General features: G+C 63.0%; 21 protein-coding genes. 9 read left to right on the forward strand and 12 right to left on the reverse strand.

What is annotated here, in order from left to right:
- Positions 1-107 precede the first annotated feature (107 nt).
- A complete protein-coding gene (gene dnaE, locus AQ12_RS16230; RefSeq protein WP_048440995.1) occupies positions 108-3,566 on the reverse strand; it encodes a DNA polymerase III subunit alpha in 3,459 nt (1,152 codons plus the stop codon).
- 53 nt (positions 3,567-3,619) lie between these two features.
- Here dnaE and AQ12_RS16235 point away from each other — a divergent pair, with 53 nt between their 5' ends.
- Positions 3,620-4,357, forward strand: a complete 738-nt coding sequence (locus tag AQ12_RS16235; RefSeq protein WP_048440996.1) for a sulfurtransferase — start codon at positions 3,620-3,622, stop codon at positions 4,355-4,357.
- 18 nt (positions 4,358-4,375) lie between these two features.
- Here AQ12_RS16235 and AQ12_RS16240 read toward each other — a convergent pair whose 3' ends face one another.
- The 6 genes from AQ12_RS16240 to AQ12_RS16265 form a co-directional block, all read right to left on the reverse strand.
- The gene (locus AQ12_RS16240) at positions 4,376-5,071 is read right to left on the reverse strand and encodes a DUF599 domain-containing protein (protein WP_048440997.1); all 696 of its coding nucleotides are present in this window, start codon (positions 5,069-5,071) and stop codon (positions 4,376-4,378) included.
- 9 nt (positions 5,072-5,080) lie between these two features.
- Complete coding sequence (locus AQ12_RS16245; protein WP_048440998.1) at positions 5,081-5,998, reverse strand: hypothetical protein; 918 nt, start codon at positions 5,996-5,998, stop codon at positions 5,081-5,083.
- Positions 5,999-6,109: 111 nt separating this feature from the next.
- Positions 6,110-7,003, reverse strand: coding sequence for a pirin family protein (locus AQ12_RS16250; RefSeq protein WP_048440999.1), 894 nt, complete (start codon positions 7,001-7,003; stop codon positions 6,110-6,112).
- 10 nt (positions 7,004-7,013) lie between these two features.
- Positions 7,014-7,562: a flavodoxin family protein gene (locus tag AQ12_RS16255; protein WP_048441000.1), complete on the reverse strand. Its 549-nt coding sequence runs from the start codon at positions 7,560-7,562 to the stop codon at positions 7,014-7,016.
- A 203-nt stretch (positions 7,563-7,765) separates the two neighbouring features.
- Positions 7,766-8,188, reverse strand: a complete 423-nt coding sequence (locus AQ12_RS16260) for a DoxX family protein (RefSeq protein ID WP_048441001.1) — start codon at positions 8,186-8,188, stop codon at positions 7,766-7,768.
- Positions 8,189-8,230: 42 nt separating this feature from the next.
- Complete coding sequence (locus tag AQ12_RS16265) at positions 8,231-8,932, reverse strand: pirin family protein (protein ID WP_048441002.1); 702 nt, start codon at positions 8,930-8,932, stop codon at positions 8,231-8,233.
- Between the two features lie 128 nt (positions 8,933-9,060).
- Between AQ12_RS16265 and AQ12_RS16270 the strand changes: the two genes are divergently transcribed.
- From AQ12_RS16270 to trmB, 4 genes are all read left to right on the forward strand, one after another.
- Positions 9,061-9,996 carry a LysR family transcriptional regulator gene (locus AQ12_RS16270; protein WP_048441018.1) on the forward strand — a complete coding sequence of 312 codons (936 nt, stop codon included), beginning with the start codon at positions 9,061-9,063 and terminating at the stop codon, positions 9,994-9,996.
- 17 nt (positions 9,997-10,013) lie between these two features.
- Positions 10,014-11,066, forward strand: coding sequence for an NAD(P)/FAD-dependent oxidoreductase (locus AQ12_RS16275; protein ID WP_082151643.1), 1,053 nt, complete (start codon positions 10,014-10,016; stop codon positions 11,064-11,066).
- 5 nt (positions 11,067-11,071) lie between these two features.
- Entirely contained in the window at positions 11,072-11,965 is an 894-nt protein-coding gene (gene gluQRS, locus AQ12_RS16280) for a tRNA glutamyl-Q(34) synthetase GluQRS (RefSeq protein WP_048441004.1), read from the forward strand.
- A 76-nt stretch (positions 11,966-12,041) separates the two neighbouring features.
- Entirely contained in the window at positions 12,042-12,737 is a 696-nt protein-coding gene (gene trmB / locus AQ12_RS16285) for a tRNA (guanosine(46)-N7)-methyltransferase TrmB (protein ID WP_048441005.1), read from the forward strand.
- A gap of 7 nt (positions 12,738-12,744) precedes the next feature.
- On the opposite strand, the gene AQ12_RS16290 is transcribed toward trmB, so the two are convergent.
- Complete coding sequence (locus AQ12_RS16290; RefSeq protein ID WP_048441006.1) at positions 12,745-13,839, reverse strand: transglutaminase-like domain-containing protein; 1,095 nt, start codon at positions 13,837-13,839, stop codon at positions 12,745-12,747.
- A gap of 48 nt (positions 13,840-13,887) precedes the next feature.
- Positions 13,888-14,409, reverse strand: coding sequence for a TlpA disulfide reductase family protein (locus tag AQ12_RS16295; protein ID WP_161799039.1), 522 nt, complete (start codon positions 14,407-14,409; stop codon positions 13,888-13,890).
- A 103-nt stretch (positions 14,410-14,512) separates the two neighbouring features.
- Between AQ12_RS16295 and AQ12_RS16300 the strand changes: the two genes are divergently transcribed.
- Positions 14,513-15,655, forward strand: a complete 1,143-nt coding sequence (locus AQ12_RS16300; RefSeq protein ID WP_048441008.1) for an ABC transporter substrate-binding protein — start codon at positions 14,513-14,515, stop codon at positions 15,653-15,655.
- Between the two features lie 4 nt (positions 15,656-15,659).
- On the opposite strand, the gene AQ12_RS16305 is transcribed toward AQ12_RS16300, so the two are convergent.
- The 3 genes from AQ12_RS16305 to AQ12_RS16315 all read right to left on the reverse strand — a co-directional run bounded on the left by AQ12_RS16305 (position 15,660) and on the right by AQ12_RS16315 (position 17,987).
- Positions 15,660-16,427, reverse strand: coding sequence for a LytTR family DNA-binding domain-containing protein (locus AQ12_RS16305; RefSeq protein WP_048441009.1), 768 nt, complete (start codon positions 16,425-16,427; stop codon positions 15,660-15,662).
- Entirely contained in the window at positions 16,424-17,506 is a 1,083-nt protein-coding gene (locus tag AQ12_RS16310) for a sensor histidine kinase (RefSeq protein ID WP_053076769.1), read from the reverse strand. The genes AQ12_RS16305 and AQ12_RS16310 overlap by 4 nt, the downstream gene beginning before the upstream one ends.
- Positions 17,507-17,600: 94 nt before the next feature.
- Positions 17,601-17,987 carry a RidA family protein gene (locus AQ12_RS16315; protein WP_048441010.1) on the reverse strand — a complete coding sequence of 129 codons (387 nt, stop codon included), beginning with the start codon at positions 17,985-17,987 and terminating at the stop codon, positions 17,601-17,603.
- Positions 17,988-18,138: 151 nt separating this feature from the next.
- On the opposite strand from AQ12_RS16315, the gene AQ12_RS23025 reads away from it, so the two are divergent.
- The 3 genes from AQ12_RS23025 to dnaK all read left to right on the forward strand — a co-directional run bounded on the left by AQ12_RS23025 (position 18,139) and on the right by dnaK (position 21,315).
- Positions 18,139-18,306, forward strand: coding sequence for a hypothetical protein (locus tag AQ12_RS23025; protein ID WP_161799040.1), 168 nt, complete (start codon positions 18,139-18,141; stop codon positions 18,304-18,306).
- Between the two features lie 386 nt (positions 18,307-18,692).
- Complete coding sequence (gene grpE, locus AQ12_RS16320) at positions 18,693-19,262, forward strand: nucleotide exchange factor GrpE (RefSeq protein WP_048441011.1); 570 nt, start codon at positions 18,693-18,695, stop codon at positions 19,260-19,262.
- 118 nt (positions 19,263-19,380) lie between these two features.
- The gene (gene dnaK, locus AQ12_RS16325) at positions 19,381-21,315 is read left to right on the forward strand and encodes a molecular chaperone DnaK (protein ID WP_048441012.1); all 1,935 of its coding nucleotides are present in this window, start codon (positions 19,381-19,383) and stop codon (positions 21,313-21,315) included.
- The last annotated feature ends 63 nt before the right edge of the window (positions 21,316-21,378 follow it).

Raw genomic sequence — 21,378 nt, forward strand, 5'->3', positions numbered from 1 at the left:
CGAATCAAGCACTTGAGTGGTGTTTCTTAAGAGTCCGCAATGACAGCCTCATGACTTGTCATGCCGGGCTTGACCCGGCATCCACCGCGCAGCGGCGACAGCCGTCATCACTCGTAAACGATCTGCGCCTGCCCCTGATCTGCCTGCGCCATCCAGCTGGCCAGTGCTGCGTCGCTCGGATAGAACTTGCCCTCATCCCCCAGCTGCAACTCAACCGACGCCGCATCGCGCCGCACCGCGAGCCGCACCGGCAAGCCGCGCAGGAACTCTCCCTGCTCTGACGTCACCCGCTGCGGCGGGAAATCGCGCACGAGGCGCTTGATGTCGGGCGCCTTGCCGTTGACCGACACACGCAGGAACTTGCCGAATCGGCATCGTGCAGTCGCGAGATCCCACACCTGGTTCACGCTCAGGCGATAACCACCGGTGAAACGATCCGGCTGCAACTTCGCCATCACGACCACGAACTCATCGTCCTTGAGCAGGTTGCGATTTGCATTGATCACGGCCTCATCGGCTGTGGCTTCAATCGTTGCCGACTTGTCATCGAGCTTGAAGATCGCGAGTTTGCCGCGCTGACCGTTGATCACACGCATGTCGCTGACGATACCCGCGAGCAATTGCGGCTCGCGCGAATCGATCAGGTCTTCGATCTTGCGTTTGACGAAGCGCCGCACCTCGGCCCCCACCTCATCGAACAAATGGCCCGACAGGTAAAAGCCGACCGCGGTCTTCTCCAGCGTCAATCTTTCTTTCACGCCCCACGGCGTGGCTTCGACCAGTGGCGGCTCCTGCGTGCTCGCAGCGTGCGAGTCGCCCATGTCAAAGAGCCCGCCCTGGTTCGCATTCGCCACCGTCGCAGCCGCAAAATCAAACGCGCGATCAACCGACGCCGACAGCGACGCACGATTGAGCTGCAGTGAATCGAAAGCGCCCGCACGAATCAGCGCCTCGACCGTGCGCTTGTTGATGCGCGTGCGATCCACGCGCACACAAAAATCGTAAATGCTCTTGAACGGCCCACCCTCTTGCCGCGCCTTCACGATTGCATCGATCGCCTGATGGCCCGTGCCCTTCACCGCGCCCAGGCCGTAGCGCACGACCTTGTCCGAAATCGCCTCGAACCGGTAGTTGCCGCGGTTCACATCCGGTGGCTCGAAGGTGATTGCAAAGTTGTTCTGCGCATCCTCGAACAAGGCCTTGAGCTTGTCCGTATCGTCCATTTCCACGGTCATGTTCGCGCAGAAGAACTCGGCCGTGTAATGAACCTTCAGCCAGCCCGTGTGATAGGCGAGCAATGAATACGCGGCAGCGTGCGACTTGTTGAAGCCGTAACCCGCGAACTTCTCCATCAGGTCGAAAATCTCGTCGGCCTTGAGCTCACCGATGTTCTGCTTGGCGGCACCATCGCGAAAGATCTGCCGGTGCAGCGTCATCTCTTCGAGCTTCTTCTTGCCCATCGCGCGGCGCAGCAGATCGGCACCGCCGAGCGAGTAGCCGCCCAGGATCTGCGCGGCCTGCATGACCTGCTCCTGGTACACCATGATCCCGTAGGTTTCGGACAGCACCGGCTCCAGCAGCGGATGCGGATATTCCACGTCTTCGCGGCCGTTCTTGCGCGCGCAAAAGCTCGGGATGTTCTCCATCGGGCCGGGCCGGAACATGGCGTTGAGCGCGATCAGGTCCTCCAGCCGCGACGGCTTGGCATCTTTCAACATGCCCTGCATGCCGCGCGATTCGAACTGGAACACCGACTCGGTCTTGCCGTCGGCGAACAGCTTGTAGGTCGGCGCGTCATCGAGCTTGACCGCTTCGAAGGTAAAGCCTTCCTGACCCGCGTGACGCGCGCGGATCATGTCCTTGGCGATTTCCAGGATCGTCAGCGTCGCCAGGCCCAGGAAGTCGAACTTGACCAGGCCAGCTGCTTCAACGTCGTCCTTGTCGTACTGGCTCACCGCCGACTCGCTGCCAGGCTGCTGGTAGAGCGGCGTGAAATCGGTCAGCTTGCCCGGCGCAATGAGCACACCGCCTGCATGCATGCCGACGTTGCGCGTCATGCCCTCGAGCTTTTGCGCGAGTGCCAGCAGCGTCTTGACGTCGTCTTCTTTTTCAAGCCGCTCGGCCAGCACCGGCTCCTGCTTGATTGCCTGCTCGATCGTGATGTGAACGCCGGGCTTGTTCGGAATCAGCTTGCTGATGCCGTCGCAGAACATGTAGCTCATGTCCAGCACACGACCCACGTCACGGATCGCCGCGCGCGCAGCCATCGTGCCGAAGGTGGCAATCTGGCTCACGGCTTCCTTGCCGTATTTGTCCTTGACGTAGTCGATGACGCGATCGCGATTGCCCTGGCAGAAGTCGATGTCGAAGTCGGGCATCGACACACGCTCGGGGTTCAAAAACCGCTCGAACAGCAGGTTGTATTCCAGCGGATCGAGGTCGGTGATCTTGAGCGAATACGCCACCAGCGAACCCGCACCCGAGCCACGGCCCGGGCCGACCGGGCAGCCGTTATTCTTGGCCCAGTTGATGAAGTCGCCCACGATCAGGAAGTAGCCCGGGAATCCCATCTTGAGAATGGTCTCGATCTCGAACTCCAGGCGCGCAACGTAGCGCGCCATTTCCTTTTCGCGGCGCGTCTCATCGGGGTACAGAGCAAGCATCCGCTCCTTGAGCCCCTCGTGGGACAGGTAGCGGAAATACTCCTCGATCGGCATGCCGTTGGGCGTCGGGTAATCTGGCAGGTGCGCCTTGCCCAGCTGCAGCACCAGATTGCATCGCCTGGCAATCTCCGTCGTGTTCGCAATGGCCGAAGGCACATCAGCGAACAGCTGCTCCATCACGGCTTGCGGCTTGAAATACTGGTCGCGCGTGAACTTGCGAACACGCCGCTGGTTGCCCAGGATTTCGCCTTCGGCAATACAGACGCGCGCCTCGTGCGCTTCGTAGTCGTCGGGCTCGGTGAACTGCACGGGGTGCGTCGCAACCACGGGCAGGTGCATGCGCGCGGCCAGCTGCACGGCGGCGCTCACATGCGCCTCGTCATCGACCCGCCCTGCACGCTGCAACTCGATGTAGAAGCGATGCGGAAACGCCGTCGCAAGCAGCAGTGCCACATCTGCCGCACGTTGCGCATCGCCTTGAACCAGCGCCTGACCCACCGGCCCGGCTTGCGCGCCGGACAGCAGGATCAGCCCCTCGTTCAACTCGCGCAGCCATTCGAGCTTGCAGACGGCTTGCGCCTTGACGACGTTTTGGGTCCAGGCGCGCGCTAGCAGCTCGCACAGGTTCAGGTAGCCCTGGCGGTTTTGCACCAGCAACAGCACGCGAGAGATCTGCGTGATGTCCTTGCCGACGCCTTGCAAAAATACTTCCGCGCCGATGATGGGCTTGACGCCAGCGCCGCGCGCGGCCTTGTAGAACTTGATGGCACCGAAGAGGTTGCCCAGATCGGTGATGGCCAGTGCGGGCTGGCCGTCACGCTGGGCCGCTGTCATGGTGTCGTCGATGCGATTGGTGCCGTCGACGATTGAAAATTCTGTGTGGAGGCGCAGGTGAACGAACATCCGTCCATTGTAGAAAGTGCGCGGCCCTTGACAGAACCTAAAATTGCGTCCGCGTGAAAAACATACTCAACATTTCTGCCTACCTTTTTGTGGGCATTTCCGATCCGCAGCTATTGCGCGAGCAATTGCTCCAACAGGCGCGGCATGCCCGCGTGCTGGGCACCGTGCTGATTGCGACCGAAGGCATCAACCTCTTCCTGGCCGGTCAAGCCGATGGTGTTCGCGGATTTCTTTCATGGTTGCGTAGCGACGGGCGGTTCGCTGCAATCGAGGCCAAGGAGAGCTGGTCCGAAGGCTATCCGTTTCGCAAGCTGCTCGTGAAGGTCAAATCCGAAATCATCCGGATGAACCACCCCGCCATACAACCCTCGCAGGGCCGCGCGCCTGCTGTCGATGCGCAGACGGCGCAGCGTTGGTTAGCGCAAGGCCATGACGACGACGGGCGACCGGTCGTCACGCTCGACACCCGCAACGGGTTCGAAGTGGATCACGGCACATTCGATGGGGCCATCGATTGGCGGTTGGACAAGTTCAGCGACTTTCCTGCGGCTCTCGATGCGCACAAGACGCAGTTTGAAGGAAAGACCGTCATCAGCTTTTGCACGGGCGGCATCCGCTGCGAGAAAGCCGCGATCTACATGCGCGAAGCGGGGCTGCAGAACGTCTGGCAACTCGATGGCGGAATCCTGAAGTACTTCGAAGAAACGGGCGGGGCTCACTTCAAGGGAAGCTGCTTCGTGTTCGATGAGCGGCGTGCGCTCGATGCAGGGCTGGAGGCCGAGCAGGCCTGAACTGGATGGACGGCCCGTTCAATCCCGCAGCACATGCAGCACTTCCGACCTGAACTCCCGCAGATAGAGCACGGCGACCACGACAGCAGTCGCAACCGCAAACACCAGTGGCGAGAAAAACCAGGCCATCGCGGCGAATGAAAAGTAATACGCGCGGATGCCGTCATTGAACGTCTCTGCCGCCATGCCCAGCAGCTTGCCGGCCTTGTCGGCGAACTGTTCGCGCTCGAACTTGCCCGACGCAAAATCTTCTGGCGGTGGCATGGAGCCCAGCACGAGCGCACCGAACGTGTACTGCCGCATCGACCAGGTGAAGCGAAAGAACGCGTTGATGAAAATGGCGAGCAGCACCAGCGCCTTCAACTCGAACACCAGCATGGTCGTTCGCGCTGCAAACGGAATTTCGCGCACAAACTCGGCTGCCTTGTCGGTGGTGCCCAGCAGCGCCAGCAAGCCGCCCAGAATAATGATCGTGGCCGACGCGAAAAACGAAGGGCTGCTTGAAAGACTCTGGGTGATGATGCCGTCCAGCACGCGCGGGTCGCGCACCGTGGCCTGCAGCATCCAGTAGCGGCGGTAGCGATTGGTGGTTGCAAGCAGCGAGGGCCTGCGGGCGCCCCAGTACTTGGCGAACCAGGCATAGCCCACCCAGGCCCCGAAAAACCAGGCGAGCGCCAGCCAGTCATACCAGGGCAGGAGCTCGAGGACTTTCATCCTCCAATCTTAGCCGTCGATTTCGTGCTCGACGGGCAACGCGCTTTGCAGCGGCAAAGGCACGGACTGATGCGGCGCGACCCATGTCCACCTGGCCGCAAGGCTCGCGCGTTCTGCATCGATTGCTTCCAGTGTGCGCACCAGATTCACCTTGGACTGCTCCAGGCGCGCGCTCTCGATCCTGGCCTCGTCGCCGGCTTCCACCGTCCAGTTGCGTGGCTGGCGAGCCTTGGCAATCTCGATGTCCGCGGTATCAATCGCAGCTTGCGTCGAAGCGCGGAAAGCTTCGATAGCCGCAATCCGCTTCTCGAGATCGGCGCGTGCATGGCCCTGCAGGCCACTGGACGACAGCGATGCCCCCCAGGACTCACCTTCGCGCGCCATGGTCGCATCCTGCATCGATCGGACGACCTTGAGCGTCTCCAGTTGCGTCTTGAGGGTGTTGCGCCTGCGATTGGCCTCGTCGATGGCCTCGCGCGAGGAGTTGCGTGGCTTTGTGGCACCGATCTGCTGGGTGACGGCCAGGATGGAAGCATAGGTCTGGTCGTGCTGCCTGATCAGCTCCGTCATGGGCGGGGCGTCGCGGTGCTCGAAAACGGGGACTACCTTTCGCCTGCTCGCGCTGGTCTTCGCTGGCCCATAGGGCATGCGGATGGATCGGACGGCATCGCGAAGCGTCGCGCCCAGATTGCCTGCCGTGCCCTGCGTTGGCGGGGCTTCAGAGCGGGAGAGCAGTTGTTGTGATTCATTGCTGTCCGAAATCGTCCAGTGGCGCTCCAGCGACTGCTGCGGCGCAGCAGTTTTCGGAAAGCTCAAGGCGTCGGCAGCCTGGTTGTCCTCGGGCAACTTTCCATCCGGGCCCGTCGGGTAAACGTCACTGACAACCGAGGTGCGGGGCGAAGATTCGTTGACGCGTAAATCGGACATGACGTGTTCCTTCTCGAAGTTGAACGTCGTGCCACCTGTACTTTTGCGACATCGACTTCCACTTCGTAACGCCACGGTCTGATGCGTTCCCGCGTACCTCGGGACGAAAGTCTACGAGAGCGGCTCCGGCGGCGTGAAGCGTGTGGGCGGTAAAGGAATGAATTCGTTCTCACCTGGCACCTGCCCCATGCGTTGCGCCTCCCAGTCATCACTGGCCTGGATGATCCGCTCCTTGCGCGACGACACGAAGTTCCACCACATGTGGCGCGGGCCGTCGAGCGCTTCGCCGCCCACCACCACGAATCGCGCACCATGCGTCGATGACACGCTCGCTGCGCCACTTTCGAGCACGCCCATCATGAAGGCCGGCAGCGCCTGACCGTCCACTGCGATATCGCCTTCGACCGCATACACGGCCAACTGTCCAGCCAGTGCAGGTATCGCGATCTCGCCGCCTGCTGGCAGTCTCACGTCCAGGTAGACCGTCTGCGAATAGACCTTGACGGGCGATGACTTGCCGAATGCGTCACCGATCAGCACGCGCACCTGCGCCGCGCCGACCTGGACTTCAGGAATCGCCGATGCAGGCGTGTGCTCGAAAGACGGCGCGTCTTCTTCGTTGGCCCTGGGCAGCGCCGTCCAGAGCTGCAACCCGTGATTGACGAACCGCTTGCCCCGCAAGTCATCGGGCTTGCGCTCCGAATGCACGATGCCGCGACCCGAGGTCATCCAGTTGATCGCGCCGGGCTCGATGCGCTGTTCGCTGCCGATGCTGTCCCTGTGCATCATCGCGCCGTCGAACAGGTAGGTGACCGTGGCAAGGCCGATGTGCGGATGCGGCCTCACGTCATGGTTCGCGCCGGGCTCCTCGGTGACCGGGCCGAAGTGATCGAAAAAGATGAAGGGCCCGACGCTGCGCTGCTGTGCAGCGGGCAACAGGCGTCTGACCTTGAATCCGCCGCCCAGGTCTTTTTCATGAGGCGAAAGCTGATGCGCGATCGGCATGGTGACTCCTTCAGGTTTGCAGGCGGGCGGCGATAGCGGCGACGCGCGCGCCGAAAAGCCGCGCAGTTTCAAGATCGCCCGGCGCCATGTCGCGCGCACCGGAATCGCCAGGCGAATACGCCGTTGCTCCACTGTACGAAGCCAGGTGGTTCAGGTCATTGCGCTGGGCTGTGCTGGTGTTGTTGGGCATGACGCCCTGGCTCACCCAGATCATCCCGTGCTGCATGGCAAGGGTGAACATGGCTGCGAGGGTGCTGTGCTTGTCACCGTCAGGGCCCGATGCTGTGGTGAATCCGGCAGCAAGCTTGTCCTTCCAGTGCTCGGCGTACCAGGGTTTGGACGACGCATCGGCGAACTTCTTGAACTGCCAGCTGACGCTGCCCATGTAGGTGGGCGAGCCGAAGATGATCGCGCGGGCCGCCTTGAGCTTGTCCCATCCGCCTTCGGGCAGGTTGCCGTCGGCGTCGATCGCGATCAGTTCAGCGTCTGCGCCAGCAGCCACAGCCTGCGCCATGCGCTGCGTGTGGCCGTATCCCGAGTGATAGATGACGATGATCATCTGCGGGATTTTGCATGGGAGTGGGTTGTCACGCCGGACCTGATCCGTCATCCAGGATGTTCAGCGGCAGCCGAAGTCATGGATTGCGGGTCGAGCCCGCAATGACAGCGATCCGGTGTCATGCCGGACTCGATCCGGCATCCAGGATGTTCGACAGCAGCCGAAGTCATGGACTGCGGGTCGAGCCCGCAATGACAGCTGGTTTAGCTTTGGCCCTTGTCCACACCCCAGCGACCGCCGCCAAACGCGGCAATGACAAGCAGTCCGCCGACGATGGCCATATTCTTGAAGAACGCCTGCTTCTGCATCATCACTTGCGCCTCGGGAACCGCCCAGAAGCCGTGAAAGATCGGCGTGATCACCGCAGTGAAGATCGCAATGCCGAGCGCCGCCCAGCGTGTCTGCCAGCCCACCAGCATCAGGATGCCAAGGCCGAGTTCGACCGCAATGGCGATTGCGGCGCACACTTCGGGCATAGGGATGCCCTTGGACGCGATGTACCCCACGGTGCCCGCGAATCCGGCGATCTTGCCAAATCCCCCCGGAATAAACAGCAGGGCGATGAGCGCGCGGCCAGCGAGTGCGAGTGCGTCCTGGATCGGTGCGCGGGAAAGTGGGTGGGACATCTGAAAAGCTCCTTGAATGTTGGTTGGAGTGGTTGAAAAAAATCAGCTGGCGAGATCGAACACGAGCACTTCCGCGCCCTGCCCGTTGGAAAGCGAGATCGACGATTCATTGGCGAGCAGCGCGGCATCACCGGCAACAAGCTTTTGTCCGTTCACTTCGATCTGGCCGCGCACCACGTGCACATAGCCCTTGCGCGCCGGATCGACAGCGGTCGTGAAACTCTCGCCGCTATCGAATAGCCCTGCATAGACGCGGGCATCGGCATGGATCAGCACGGAGCCTTCTGCGCCATCGGGCGATGCGACGAGCCGCAGACGTCCACGCTTTTCGGCGTCGGGAAACGACTTCTGTTCGTAGCTTGCCGGGATGCCGGTCACGTTGGGCAGGATCCAGATCTGCAGGAAGTGCGTGGTGGCGTCAGGCGCGTGGTTGAACTCGCTGTGCTGGACACCGGTGCCCGCGCTCATGCGCTGGACGTCGCCGGGTGGGATGCCCTTGACGTTGCCGATCGTGTCCTTGTGCGCGAGGTTGCCCTCCAGCACATAGCTCAGGATTTCCATGTCGCGGTGGCCGTGCGTACCGAAGCCGGTGCCGGGGGCAATGCGGTCTTCATTGATGACACGCAGGTTGCCCCAGCCCATGTGCTTGGGGTCGTGGTAGTTCGCAAACGAAAAGCTGTGGAACGACTTCAGCCAGCCGTGGTCGGCGAAGCCCCGGTCCTGTGATTTGCGAAGTGTCAGCATGTCGTGTCGTCCTTGCGGTGGTGGGATGCCCTCAATGTAGGTGCGCGATGCCTGTCGTCCGACCACCCGTTTTTGATGGCATCATTCAAAAAAACTGAATGAGTCTTTTTGGCGGGCTCACCTCATCCATGCCAACAGCCCGCGAGGCGCTCAACGCAGAAGGCCTGATGCTCGTCCAGACGGTTGCGCAGACCGGCAGCTTTGCCTCGGCCGCGCGTGAGCTGGGGCTGGTGCCCAGCGCCGTCACCTACCGCATCCGCCAGATCGAAGATGCCCTGGACGTACTGCTGTTCGATCGCAGTTCCCGTCAGGCGCGCCTGACCGACGCGGGCACCGAGTTGCTGCGCGAAGGCGCACGGCTGCTGCAGGAGATGGACGCCGTGGCCAATCGCGTCAAGCGCGTTGCCACCGGATGGGAGTCGCAATTGACCATCGCAGCGGACACCGTGATCGCGTGCGGCGTGGTCATGGAGCTTGCGCAAGCGTTCTTTGAACTCGCGCCGACCACACGGCTGCGCCTGCGTGACGAATCCCTTGCCGGCACGCTGGAGGCCGTGGCTTCAGGGCAAGCCGACCTCGCCCTGGGCATCGCCGTGGAAACCGCCACATTCCCTGACGTGCAAAGCGCCATGCTCGGCGACTTGCCTTTCATCTACGTTGTTGCGCCGCACCATCCACTCGCGGCGGTGGAGGGACCGCTTGCCGATCAATTGCTGCTCAAGCACCGCGCCATTGCGGTTGCCGATTCGGTCAGGCAGGGCGTTCCCGTGACGTTCGGCCTGCTACCGGGTCAGGACGTGCTCACCGTCCCCTCGATGGAGGCCAAGCTCGATGCACAGCTGCGCGGACTCGGAGGCGGATTTGTTCCTGAACCGATGGCACGCCCCTATGTGCAGACCGGGCGCCTGGTGGTCAAGGAAGTCGAGCGCAGCTCCCGTATTCCGCGCATGACGTATGCGTGGCGGACCAACCCGCCGCCGGGCCGCGGCCTGCAGTGGTGGCTGTCGCAACTGGAAAGCCCCAAGACGCGACGCGCATTGCTCGAACACCACGGAAGAGCCTGATGTCACAATGGACCGCAATGGATAAAAGCAACAGCAACATCGCCGTCATCGGCGCAGGTATCGCAGGCCTCGCCTGCGCCCGAACACTCATGAAGGCCGGACACCGCGTCACCGTCTTCGAAAAGGCCGATCGCGTCGGCGGACGAATGGCGAGTTGCGAAACCACGTTCGGCACCTTCGATCATGGCGCGCAGTACTTCACCATCCGCGACGAACGCTTCGCACAGGCGCTCGCCGCCAGTGGCGGGGCCTACAAATCCTGGAGCGCCAACGCGGTTCGCGTGCTTGACCCGCACGGCCGCGTCGCCGAAGCGCCACTGCCCGCGCGCGAAGCGCATTGGGTTGGCGTGCCCGAAATGGACTCCTTGCCGCAGCGCTGGGCCAAGCCCATCGTGGATGCGGGCCAGCTCGAACTCGGAACGCGGGTCACGCGAATTGAACGCGATGCCATCGACCCGAAGCGCTGGCAATTGCAGACCAGCGGCCCGCAGGATTCGGTGCATGTGTATTCGGGTTTCGACACGGTGCTGCTCGCAACGCAGCATGGGTTTGCCAGCGGCCTGTTGGCGCAGACGCCCGGCACCAGGGCCTTGACCGAGAAGATGGAAAAGGTCGATGTGGCTCCGTGCTGGGTACTCATGCTCGCCTTTCCGCAAGCCGTGCAGCCCACGCTGACTCATCTGGGTCCGCAATGGAATGCCGCGCTCAGCACCCATCACCGCATCGCGTGGCTCGCACGCGAATCGTCCAAGCCGGGCCGATCGCCGGTCGAGCGCTGGACGGTGCAGGCCAGCGCCGACTGGTCGCAGGAACACTTCGAGGATGACGGCGCGCGCGTGCAGGCCAAGCTGCTCAAGGCGTTTTCTGAAATCACCGGCATCCTGGCCGAACCGGCGGAAGCCACGGTGCATCGCTGGCGCTGGGCCAAGACGCGCACGCCGCTGGGCAAGAGCCATCTCTGGGATCGCAAGAGCGGAGTCGGCATCTGCGGCGACTGGTGCCTGGGTCATCGCGTCGAGGACGCTTTCGTGTCCGGCCTCGAGCTGGCTCTGAAGGTCCACGCAGCCTGAGAGCCATGCGGGTGGGGAACTATGTGGGTCGCTTTGCGCCCTCGCCCACCGGTCCACTGCACGCAGGCTCGCTCGTCGCGGCGCTGGCCAGTTGGCTGGATGCCCGCGCGCATGACGGGCAATGGCTGGTTCGCATTGAAGACATCGACACACCGCGCTGTGTTGACGGCGCAGCCCAGACCATCCTTGGGCAGCTTGCCGATTGCGCCCTTGTGCCGGATCAACCGCCGGTGTGGCAATCGCAGCGCAGCAGCCTTTACCAGCACGCACTGGACCGGCTGATCGCTGATGGTGCCGCGTATCCCTGCGGCTGCTCCCGAAAGGACGTGGAAGCAGCGCTCGCCGCGCAAGGCAGGCCGCATCAACGCAATGCTGAACTGGTCTATGCGGGTACCTGCCGCAATGGGCTTCGTGGCAAGCCCGCGCGAGCCTGGCGATTGCGCGTTCCAGCCGGCATCATGCATTGGCAAGACCGGCGACTGGGTATCCAGCAACAGGATGTTGCGCATGAGGTCGGTGATTTCGTCCTGAAACGTGCCGACGGGTTGTGGGCCTACCAGCTTGCGGTCGTGATTGACGATGCAGATCAGGGCATCACGCATGTCGTGCGCGGGCAAGACCTGGCGGACAACACGGCGCGGCAGATTGCATTGCAGCGGGCACTGGGTCTGCCGCAGGTGAGCTATTTGCACACGCCGCTGGTTCTCGGGGCCAATGGGGAGAAGCTGTCCAAACAGAATGGGGCGGCGGCCATTGATACAAGCGATCCATTGAGTGCGCTCAATGACGCGGCGCAGGTGTTGGGGTTGTCGAAGCAGTCTGGCGCGATTGCGCAGGCGCTGGACGAATGGCAACGCCAGTGGGGCACGAAGATGGATGCCGGATCGAGTCCGGCATGACAGCCGGTTGGATGTCATTGCGGACTTGATCCGCAATCCAGACGGCGCCTTCTGCCGCACGCCCTAAAATTCGCTAGTGACAGACGACAACAAAACCCATCGCCCCATCCGCAGCTTCGTGCGCCGCATCGGCCGCGTCACCACCGGGCAGGCCCGCGCATTCGAATCGCTCGGCCCCCAGTACATCCTGCCCTACGAGCCCAGGCCGCTCGACCTGGCCGCCACCTTCGGCCGCACCGCCCCCACCGTCCTGGAAATTGGATTCGGCATGGGCGAGGCCACAGCGCACATCGCCACACTGATGCCGGAAAAAAACTTCCTCGGCTGCGAAGTTCACGACCCCGGCGTGGGGGCGCTGCTCAAACGCATCGGCGAACAGGGCCTCACCAACATCCGCATCCTCAAGCACGACGCGGTTGAAGTGCTCGACCACATGCTGGTCGATCAAAGCCTGGCCGGCGTGCATCTGTTTTTTCCGGACCCCTGGCACAAGGCACGCCATAACAAGCGCCGCCTCTTGCAAGCGCCGCTGGCGGCAAAGCTCGCATCACGCCTGGAACCGGGCGGCTACCTGCACTGCGCCACCGACTGGGAGCCGTATGCGGTGCAGATGCTGGAAGTGCTGGGCGCGCAACCGCTGCTGGTGAACACCGCGAACACGGCAGACGGGTTCGCGCAACGACCCGACTACCGGCCCCTGACCAAGTTCGAAAACCGCGGCCTGAAACTGGGCCACGGCGTATGGGACGTCGTGTTCAGGCGGCGCGACTAAAGCCGCGTCAAACGATCTCGCGCGCGGTGATCTGGTAGCGGAATTCGTCGGGCGCGTAAGAATCGATACGGCCCCGCGAATTCTCGGCAGCCGGGTACATGAAGAACCCGAGCTTGGCGTGTTTGGAGTTGGCCAGCTTCACGTCGTGGGCCATGTTGTAGCCGACCCAGTTGCCTTCCCATCCGCCGTAGAGCGACTTCGCAACCGGAGCGACCAGCGGATGCTGCGTGGACTTGATCCACTCGCTCGTTTCCTGGCGCATCACCTTGGCGACGTCCGCCGGGTCCATCGCAACCCAGCCTTGCGCCTTGAGGTACACCTCGGCCCGGCAATGCTGGGCACCCTTGAGGCTCGCCGGGTTGCCGCCGAGTTCCTTGTAGCCGAAGGCCGACGACGCCAGCCGCAAGCCGTACACGTCGCGTGCCGGCACGCCGACCGAGCGGCAAAGCCCCACGAACAGCGCATTGATGTCGGCGCATTTGCCGCCCAGGTTGCCCGTCTCCAGCATGGCGGCGATATCGCCTTCGCCGCAACCGCGCACCTTGGGCTCGCGCCACGCGTTGGCCAGCACCCAGTCGTAGATGCGGCGCGTCTTGTCTTCATCGGTGCGCGCATCGCCGATGACCTTGAGTGCCGTCCTGCGCACGATGCCGCCGGTAGGAATGAGGGATGTCGGGCGGGTCCAGTAGCGCAGGGACTCTGCGTCTTCGGCGCCCGGCTGGCGGGCCGACCAATCGACAGCGCGATTGCGTGTCTGCACCCGGCTCGTCATCTCGACCACGGGCTGCGGCTCGCCTGCATCGAACTCCACATACAGCATGCGAGCGCCTTCCTCGGCATCGCTCGTCATCCTGGCCTGGCCGTTGCTGCTGTAGCTGCTTTCCAGCGAGCGCTGCCAGTCGGTGTTGATCGAAGGCACCGGCAACCACAGGCGTGTGATGCCCTTGGGATCGAGCACCTCCACGCGGGTCGTGACCTCGAATGTGCGCCACGCACCGGGGCGTGGATCAAAGGTGCGCTGCTGGGCAGCGGAAGGAAGGGACCATCCGGCAGCAGCGAAGGCGGCGGAGGTTTGGACGAGGAAGTTGCGGCGCGAAGTCATGGCCGATTATGGCAATCGATTGCCCTGAACGTGCAACACCCTCGCACGCTACTTCAGCAATCCCCGGATGAGTCGCGACGCCTCGTCGCCCACCCAGTCGAACTCGCCGCGCACACGCCAGCGCAACTGCCCATCGCGCGCAATCACCACCGTGGTCGGAAAAATCTTCACGCCCCAGGCCTTTGCAACGCTGCCATCGGTGTCCAGCAGTATCGGCACGTTCGGCGCAGCGTCGCGCATGAACCGCTCGGCGCGCGATGCGTTTTCCTTGAAGTTGACAGACAGCACTGCGATGCGCTGGTCGCTTGCGGCCAGTTGCCCCAATGCCGGCATTTCGACCCGGCAGGGTTCGCACCATGTCGCCCAGAAATTAAGCAGCACAACCTTGCCGCGAACATCAGCCAGCGTCCAGGTGCGTCCCTCCGGATCCATCGCGCTGAATGCAGGCGCACGGCGCGGCGGCGGCCACGCGATCACCTCGGCAGCGCGCGATGGAACGGGGATCGCAGCGCCGGTAATCAATCCGACTGCATATAGCAGCGAGGCACGTCTCGTATGTGCAGATTGCATGGTGCACGGCAGTGTCAAAGGCATTTCCTTATTGTGCCGGTCTCGTCGTACGTTATCGTTTCAGGCATTAAAGTTGCGATCGCCAGGGAGCAGGAGTAGGCACATGAATATCAATCGTCGAGATGTGTTGGGAACTGGATTGGCCGCCGGAATCGGCCTGGGTGCGGGCGCTGTATGGGCACAGGCGGCCAAGGGCTCACGCAAGATCGTGATGGGCCAATCGGTGCCGCTCACCGGCGCCGCCAGCGAGATCGGCCTGGCATTTTCAGCAGGCGCCAAGCTTTACGTCGACTCTTTCAACGGCCGCAAGAACAATCCCGGCTGGACCTTTGAATTGCGACAGGTCGATGACGGTTACGACGCGGGCAAGGCCGCGGCGAATGCAAGGAAGCTGCTGGCCGATGGGGCCGACGTGCTCTTTGGTTTCGTCGGCACGGCAAGCAGCGCCGCCGGCGCCGAAGTAGCCAAGGCTGAAGGAGCCATTTTCTTCGCGCCTTTTGCAGCGTCGGACACGCTGCGCGACGGGGCGCACACCAACGTGTTCCATGTGCGCCCCAGCATGGCCGACGAGGCCTTCAAGATCACGCGCCATTGCGCGACGCTGGGGCAGACGCGCATGGCAGTCGTTGCCGAAGACGACGCGATGGGTCGCGCGGGCCTGGCCGCCGTGCAGCAGGCACTGGCCGACCAGAAGCTTGCACCACTGGTGGGCGCAGCCTATGTGCCGGTCAATAGCGACCGGGTCGATACGGCGGTCGCTGCCCTGTCCAAGTTGCAGCCGCAGGCCATCATCCAGGTCTCGCTGTTCAACTCGACGGCGGCCTTCATCCGCAAGATGCGCAAGACCGGCTATGCGGGCGCGTTCCTGAACTTTTCGGTGGTCGGCATCGATCCGCTCTTCACCGCGCTGGGCAAGGAAATCGGCGGTGTCGTGGTGTCGCAGGTGGTGCCATCGCCGCGCAGTTCGGCCACGCCCATCGTCAAGGAATACCTGGCCGCGATCGACACATCGGACCAGACGCCTTCTTATGAAAGCCTGGAAGGATTCATCGCTGCAAAGGCATTTACCGAAGCGGTACGGCGCTCGGGCAAAGGGGGCGACAAGGCCGCCTTGCAAAAGGCGATGGCCGGCATGAACGACTACGACGTGGGCGGCTTTCGCATCAACCTGCGCGCCGGCATTCGCGACTCCGTGCGCGCAGTGGACCTGGTGACCATCACGCCCGACGGCAAGGTCGTGCGATAACGCTTCACATCTGCTGGAACAGGTGCAGGTAGCTGCGGCTCACCGTGAGCCGTTCGGTGCGGCCTTTGAGGTGCACCTCGCCCACATCGCCGGGTCCGTGGGTGAAGTGACTCACACGGTCCAGCGCAACGATGGCCGAGCGGTGGATCTGCACAAAGCGATCGGGGTCCAGCGAATCGGCCAGTTCGCGGATCGTCTTGCGGATCAGCGCTTCGCCGCCCTCCCACACCACCATCGTGTATTTGTTGTCCGACTTGACGTAGAGCACCTGGTCTACCGGTATCAGGCGCACCGTGCTGCCCACCGAAGCCTTGATCCACTTGAGCAGCGGTGGCGCGGCCGCTCGATCGCGAATTCGGGCGGCCAGGTGTTCCAGTGCGGCGTGCATATCGTTGGATGGGTTGGCCGCCGGTGCCTCCAGCCGCTTTCGCAAGCGCGCGACCGTGTCGGCGAGCCGATCCGTTTCCACGGGCTTGAGCAGATAGTCGATCGCGCCCTGACGAAACGCCTCGACGGCGTATTGATCGAAAGCCGTGACGAATACGAGTTGCGCGCGACTGCCGATGCAGCGCGCGGCCTCGATCCCGTTCATGCCGGGCATGTGCACATCAAGGAAGGCCACCTGCGGCAGCAGCTGGTCGAACAGCTCGACGGCCTCCCGGCCATTGCGCGCCTGCGCGACGACTTCGAGTTCGGGCCACAGCTTGCCCAGCAGCGTGACCAGCCGTTCGCGCAGCAGGGGTTCGTCGTCGGCGATGAGCGCCCTGGTCATCTCGGCCTGACCCGGATGTCAGCTTGCAGACCGTGAGGCTGCAATTCGCTCAGTTCCACGCGCGCGTCATCGCCGAAAAACGCACGCAGCCGCGCGTCGAGATTCGCCAGGCCTGTGCCCGGTCCCGCGTGCTCCGTCATGCCCACACCCGTGTCCGACACCCACAGATGGATACGTCCGTCGAAACCGGTGCGCGCGCCGACCTCAACCCGACCGCCTTCCATGCCCGGGTCGATGCCGTGCCGGATGGCGTTCTCCACCAGCGTGAGCAATGCCATTGGCGGAAACGGCATCGTGCGAAGTGCGGGCTCGATATGCGTGGCGTATTGCAAGCGGTCGGGCATGCGCATGTGCATGAGGTCGAGATACGCGCGGACCAGTTTTTCTTCGTCGCCCAGCGTGGCATCGCCGGGTTGCAGCCGGGGCATCGCGGCTCGCAGGTAGTCGATCAGGCTGCGAAACACCGGCGCTGCGCGGGGTGAGCCGCTTTCGACCAGCTCCTGCACATTGGCCAGCGTGTTGAGCAGGAAGTGCGGCTGTATCTGCGCGGTCATCAGGTTGAGCCGTGCGTCGGCCGCTTGCCGCTGCAGCGTCTCGCGCTCCAGCGCGAACTCCAGCGCCTGCGATTTGGCCTGCGCGTCACGCTCGCTGTAGAGCGCGGCCAGCGAAAAGATCGTCCCAATGATGGTGGCCCCCACCGTCACCAGCACATAACCGTGCACATGCGGCTTGGACCGGGCGAACGCAGAAAAGTCGCCGCCGAACGACATCATGTGAACCACCAGAGGCGCCACCAGTGCAGCGACCGCAATGGCGGCCACCTGCAGGATCCACTGCGGCACGAAGCTCTGGCGCAGGCCGCGCGCGGCGGTAAAGGCAAACAGCAGCGTCATGCCGACGAACAGCATTTCGCCAGCCAGCTCGATGAAGGTATTGCGGGTGTAGAACAGGAGCGCGACGGCCGATGCCAGCGCAAGCACGGTGACCACGGCAAGCTGGCGCCCGCCGGGAAGAATGGTGCGCAGCCCTTTTGGGGCCGCATCCTGTCCGGCACCCAGGGTGGGGGCTGCGGAACTCATGGGCGCACGATAAATGGGCGCACTTGCGCGGGTCAAGCCCGGCGCAGTGCCGACTGCGACGAAACGCGGTTTGGCGGGTATGAACGACGTCCGTTCACGAAACCTTGCGCCGCGCGGTCACTTCAATTTCGATCTTCATGCGTGGATCGGCCAGGCCCGCCGCAAACATCGTCGCAGCCGGGCGCGCGTCGCCAAAGTACTGCCTGAGCACCGGCCAGCAGGCTTCGAAGTCCTGGGCCCGCAGCAGGATGTACTTGACCCGCACCACGTCGGCCAGGGAACTGCCCGCCTGCGCCAGTGCCGCCTGAATATTGCGAAAGCACTGCTCGCACTGCGCCACCACGTCGTCTTCGATGGTGCGGCTGGCGTAGTCGAAGCCGGTCGTGCCCGAGACGAACACCCAGTCGCCTTCGACCACGGCCCGTGAATATGCCATCTGCTCTTCAAAGATGGAACCTGAACTGATCAGCTGCCTTGCCATGCCGGCCCTCCTGCGGTGATGCCGCGACTGTACCGAACGCGGCAAATCCCCCAAGGCTGCCTAAGCCGTTTCCCTAAGCCCACCGGAGACCCCGAACCTACAGTGGAGCCACGGGGAAACCCAGCCATCACGCAACTACCGGAGAGAGACCATGGGACAAGCTCAACGCCAGGAATACCTCTACGAGACGCTGTACGGCAACGGCGAGCCCGGCACCAGCCCGATGAACCTGGGCCAGCGCGACGTACTGCGCCTGGAAGACCTGCTGGGCGATGCGGTGGCATACGAACTGTCGGATTTAGCGCAGGTTCAGATCTGAGCGGGTTGTCGTGCCGGGCTTGACCCGGCATCCACCGCGAAGCGGCAACGACTGTTGAAGGTATGGATTGCGGGTCGGGTCTGGTATGACAACCGGGGGGCTGTCATGCCGGGCTCGACCCGGCATCCACCGCGAACGGCTACGGCCGTTCAAGGCATGGATTGCGGATCAGGTCCGCAATGACAGCCGGGGAAGGCTGTCATACCGGGCTTGACCCGGTATCCACCGCGAAGCGGCCATCGCTTGCGCCCCCCGGGCGCCCCGTGCAATGCGGGGCTGTGTCAGTCGCGATCAAAAATCGCTGCCCAACTACAATCCCCTCCCCTTGAAACGGCTAATTCGGCCCCAAGTTGCTTCGCAGCCCCTCATTTCCAGCTAATAAAAGAATGACCGAACCGATACAGCCCGAATCGACCCAGGCCCTCTCAGGCGACCCCACTCCCGAAGAACTCGAAGCCGCGCAGGCAGCCAACGAAGCCGACATCGGCGAGTTGCAGGCGCAGCTGGCCGAGGCCACGGCCAAGAGCGCAAGCCTGGCCGAGCAATACCTGCGTGCCCAGGCCGACATGCAGAACACCCGCCGCCGCGCTGACGAAGAAATGTCCAAGGCCCGCAAGTTCGCGGTCGAAGGCTTTGCCGAGGCTATGCTCGCCGTGGTGGACAGCCTGGAAGCCGGCCTGTCGATCAAGGACGCCACCCCTGCACAGATGCGCGAAGGCGCCGAGCTCACCTTGCTCCAGCTCAAGTCAGCGCTGGAGCGAAACAAGGTCGTCGAGATCAACCCGGCTGCCGGCGCGAAGTTCGATCCGCATCACCACCAGGCGATTTCGGTCGTGCCGCTGCCCCCAGAATCCACACAGGAAGCCAACAGCGTCGTGTCGGTCCTGCAAAAGGGCTACTCGATCGCAGACCGAGTTCTGCGACCCGCGCTGGTCACAGTGGCGGCACCGAAATAGGCGATCGAAATAGCACCGAAATCACCCTTGTGCCGAGCTTGAAACCCAACAGCTTATCCACAAGTAACCCACATCGAATCTGAATTGGCCGAGCGGCCGCAAGACTAGGAGAAAAATCATGGGAAGAATCATCGGCATTGACCTGGGCACCACCAACTCGTGCGTGTCCATCATGGAGGGCAACACACCCAAAGTGATCGAGAACAGCGAAGGCGCGCGCACCACGCCTTCCATCGTCGCCTACCAGGAAGACGGCGAAGTGCTGGTTGGCGCCTCGGCCAAGCGCCAGGCCGTGACCAATGCACGCAACACGCTCTACGCTGTCAAGCGCCTGATCGGCCGCAAGTTCGACGAAAAGGAAGTGCAAAAGGACATCAACCTGATGCCCTACACCATCGCCAAGGCCGACAACGGCGACGCATGGGTCGAAGTGCGCGGCAAGAAAATGGCGCCTCCCCAGATCTCCGCTGAAGTGCTGCGCAAGATGAAAAAGACCGCCGAAGACTACCTCGGCGAAGCAGTGACCGAAGCCGTCATCACGGTTCCGGCGTACTTCAACGACAGCCAGCGCCAGGCGACCAAAGACGCCGGCCGCATTGCGGGCCTGGACGTCAAGCGCATCATCAACGAGCCCACCGCAGCAGCCCTGGCCTTCGGCCTGGACAAGCAGGAAAAGGGCGACCGCAAGATCGCCGTGTATGACCTGGGCGGCGGCACGTTCGACGTCTCGATCATCGAGATCGCCGATGTCGATGGCGAAAAGCAGTTCGAAGTGCTCTCCACCAATGGCGACACCTTCCTGGGCGGCGAAGACTTCGACCAGCGCATCATCGACTACATCATTGGCGAGTTCAAGAAGGAACAGGGCGTCGACCTGACCAAGGACGTGCTCGCCCTGCAGCGCCTGAAGGAAGCCGCCGAAAAGGCCAAGATCGAGCTGTCGAGCAACTCGCAGACCGACATCAACCTGCCCTACATCACCGCTGACGCCAACGGCCCGCGCCACCTGAACATCAAGCTCACGCGCGCCAAGCTCGAATCGCTGGTCGACGAGCTGGTCGAGCGCACGATGGCGCCCTGCCGCATGGCCATCAAGGACGCAGGCGTGTCGATCGCTGACATCCATGACGTGATCCTGGTCGGCGGCCAGACCCGCATGCCCAAGGTGCAGGAAAAGGTCAAGGAGCTGTTCGGCAAGGAGCCGCGCAAGGACGTGAACCCCGATGAAGCCGTTGCCGTGGGCGCGGCCATCCAGGGCCAGGTGCTGGGCGGCGAGCGCAAGGACGTGCTGCTGCTGGACGTGACCCCCCTGTCCCTGGGTATCGAAACCCTGGGCGGCGTCATGACCAAGATGATCAAGAAGAACACGACGATCCCGACCAAGTTCGCACAGACCTTCTCGACCGCTGACGACAACCAGCCGGCCGTGACGATCAAGTGCTTCCAGGGCGAGCGTGACATCGCCGCAGGCAACAAGCTGCTGGGCGAGTTCAACCTTGAAGGCATTCCGCCGTCGCCGCGCGGCCTGCCGCAGATCGAGGTGAGCTTCGACATCGACGCCAACGGCATCCTGCACGTGGGCGCCAAGGACAAGGCCACCGGCAAGGAAAACAAGATCACCATCAAGGCCAATTCGGGCATCTCCGAAGAGGAAATCCAGAAGATGGTGAAAGACGCCGAGCTGAACGCCGAAGAAGACAAGAAGAAGCTCGAACTCGTGCAGGCCCGCAACCAGGGCGAAGCGATGACGCACAGCGTTCGCAAGAGCCTGGCCGAGTACGGCGACAAGCTCGAAGCCGGCGAAAAGGAAAAGATCGAAGCTGCCCTGAAGGACATGGAAGAAGCGCTCAAGGGCGAGGACAAGGCAGCGATCGAGTCCAAAACCAACGAGCTGATGACCGCAAGCCAGAAGCTCGGCGAGAAGATGTACGCCGACCAGCAGGCACAGCAGGCTGCGCAGGCCGCTGGCGACGCGGGCGGCTCGCAGGAGTCGCAAAAGCCGGCTGACGACAACGTGGTCGACGCCGAAGTCAAGGAAGTGAAGAAGGGTTGATGACAGGCGCATAGCGCCGTATCAACTCGCCGCGTTCGACTGAGACCCTCACGGTCTCATCAG

The organism is Caenimonas sp. SL110, assembly GCF_001044395.1.
GTDB lineage: Bacteria > Pseudomonadota > Gammaproteobacteria > Burkholderiales > Burkholderiaceae_C > Ramlibacter.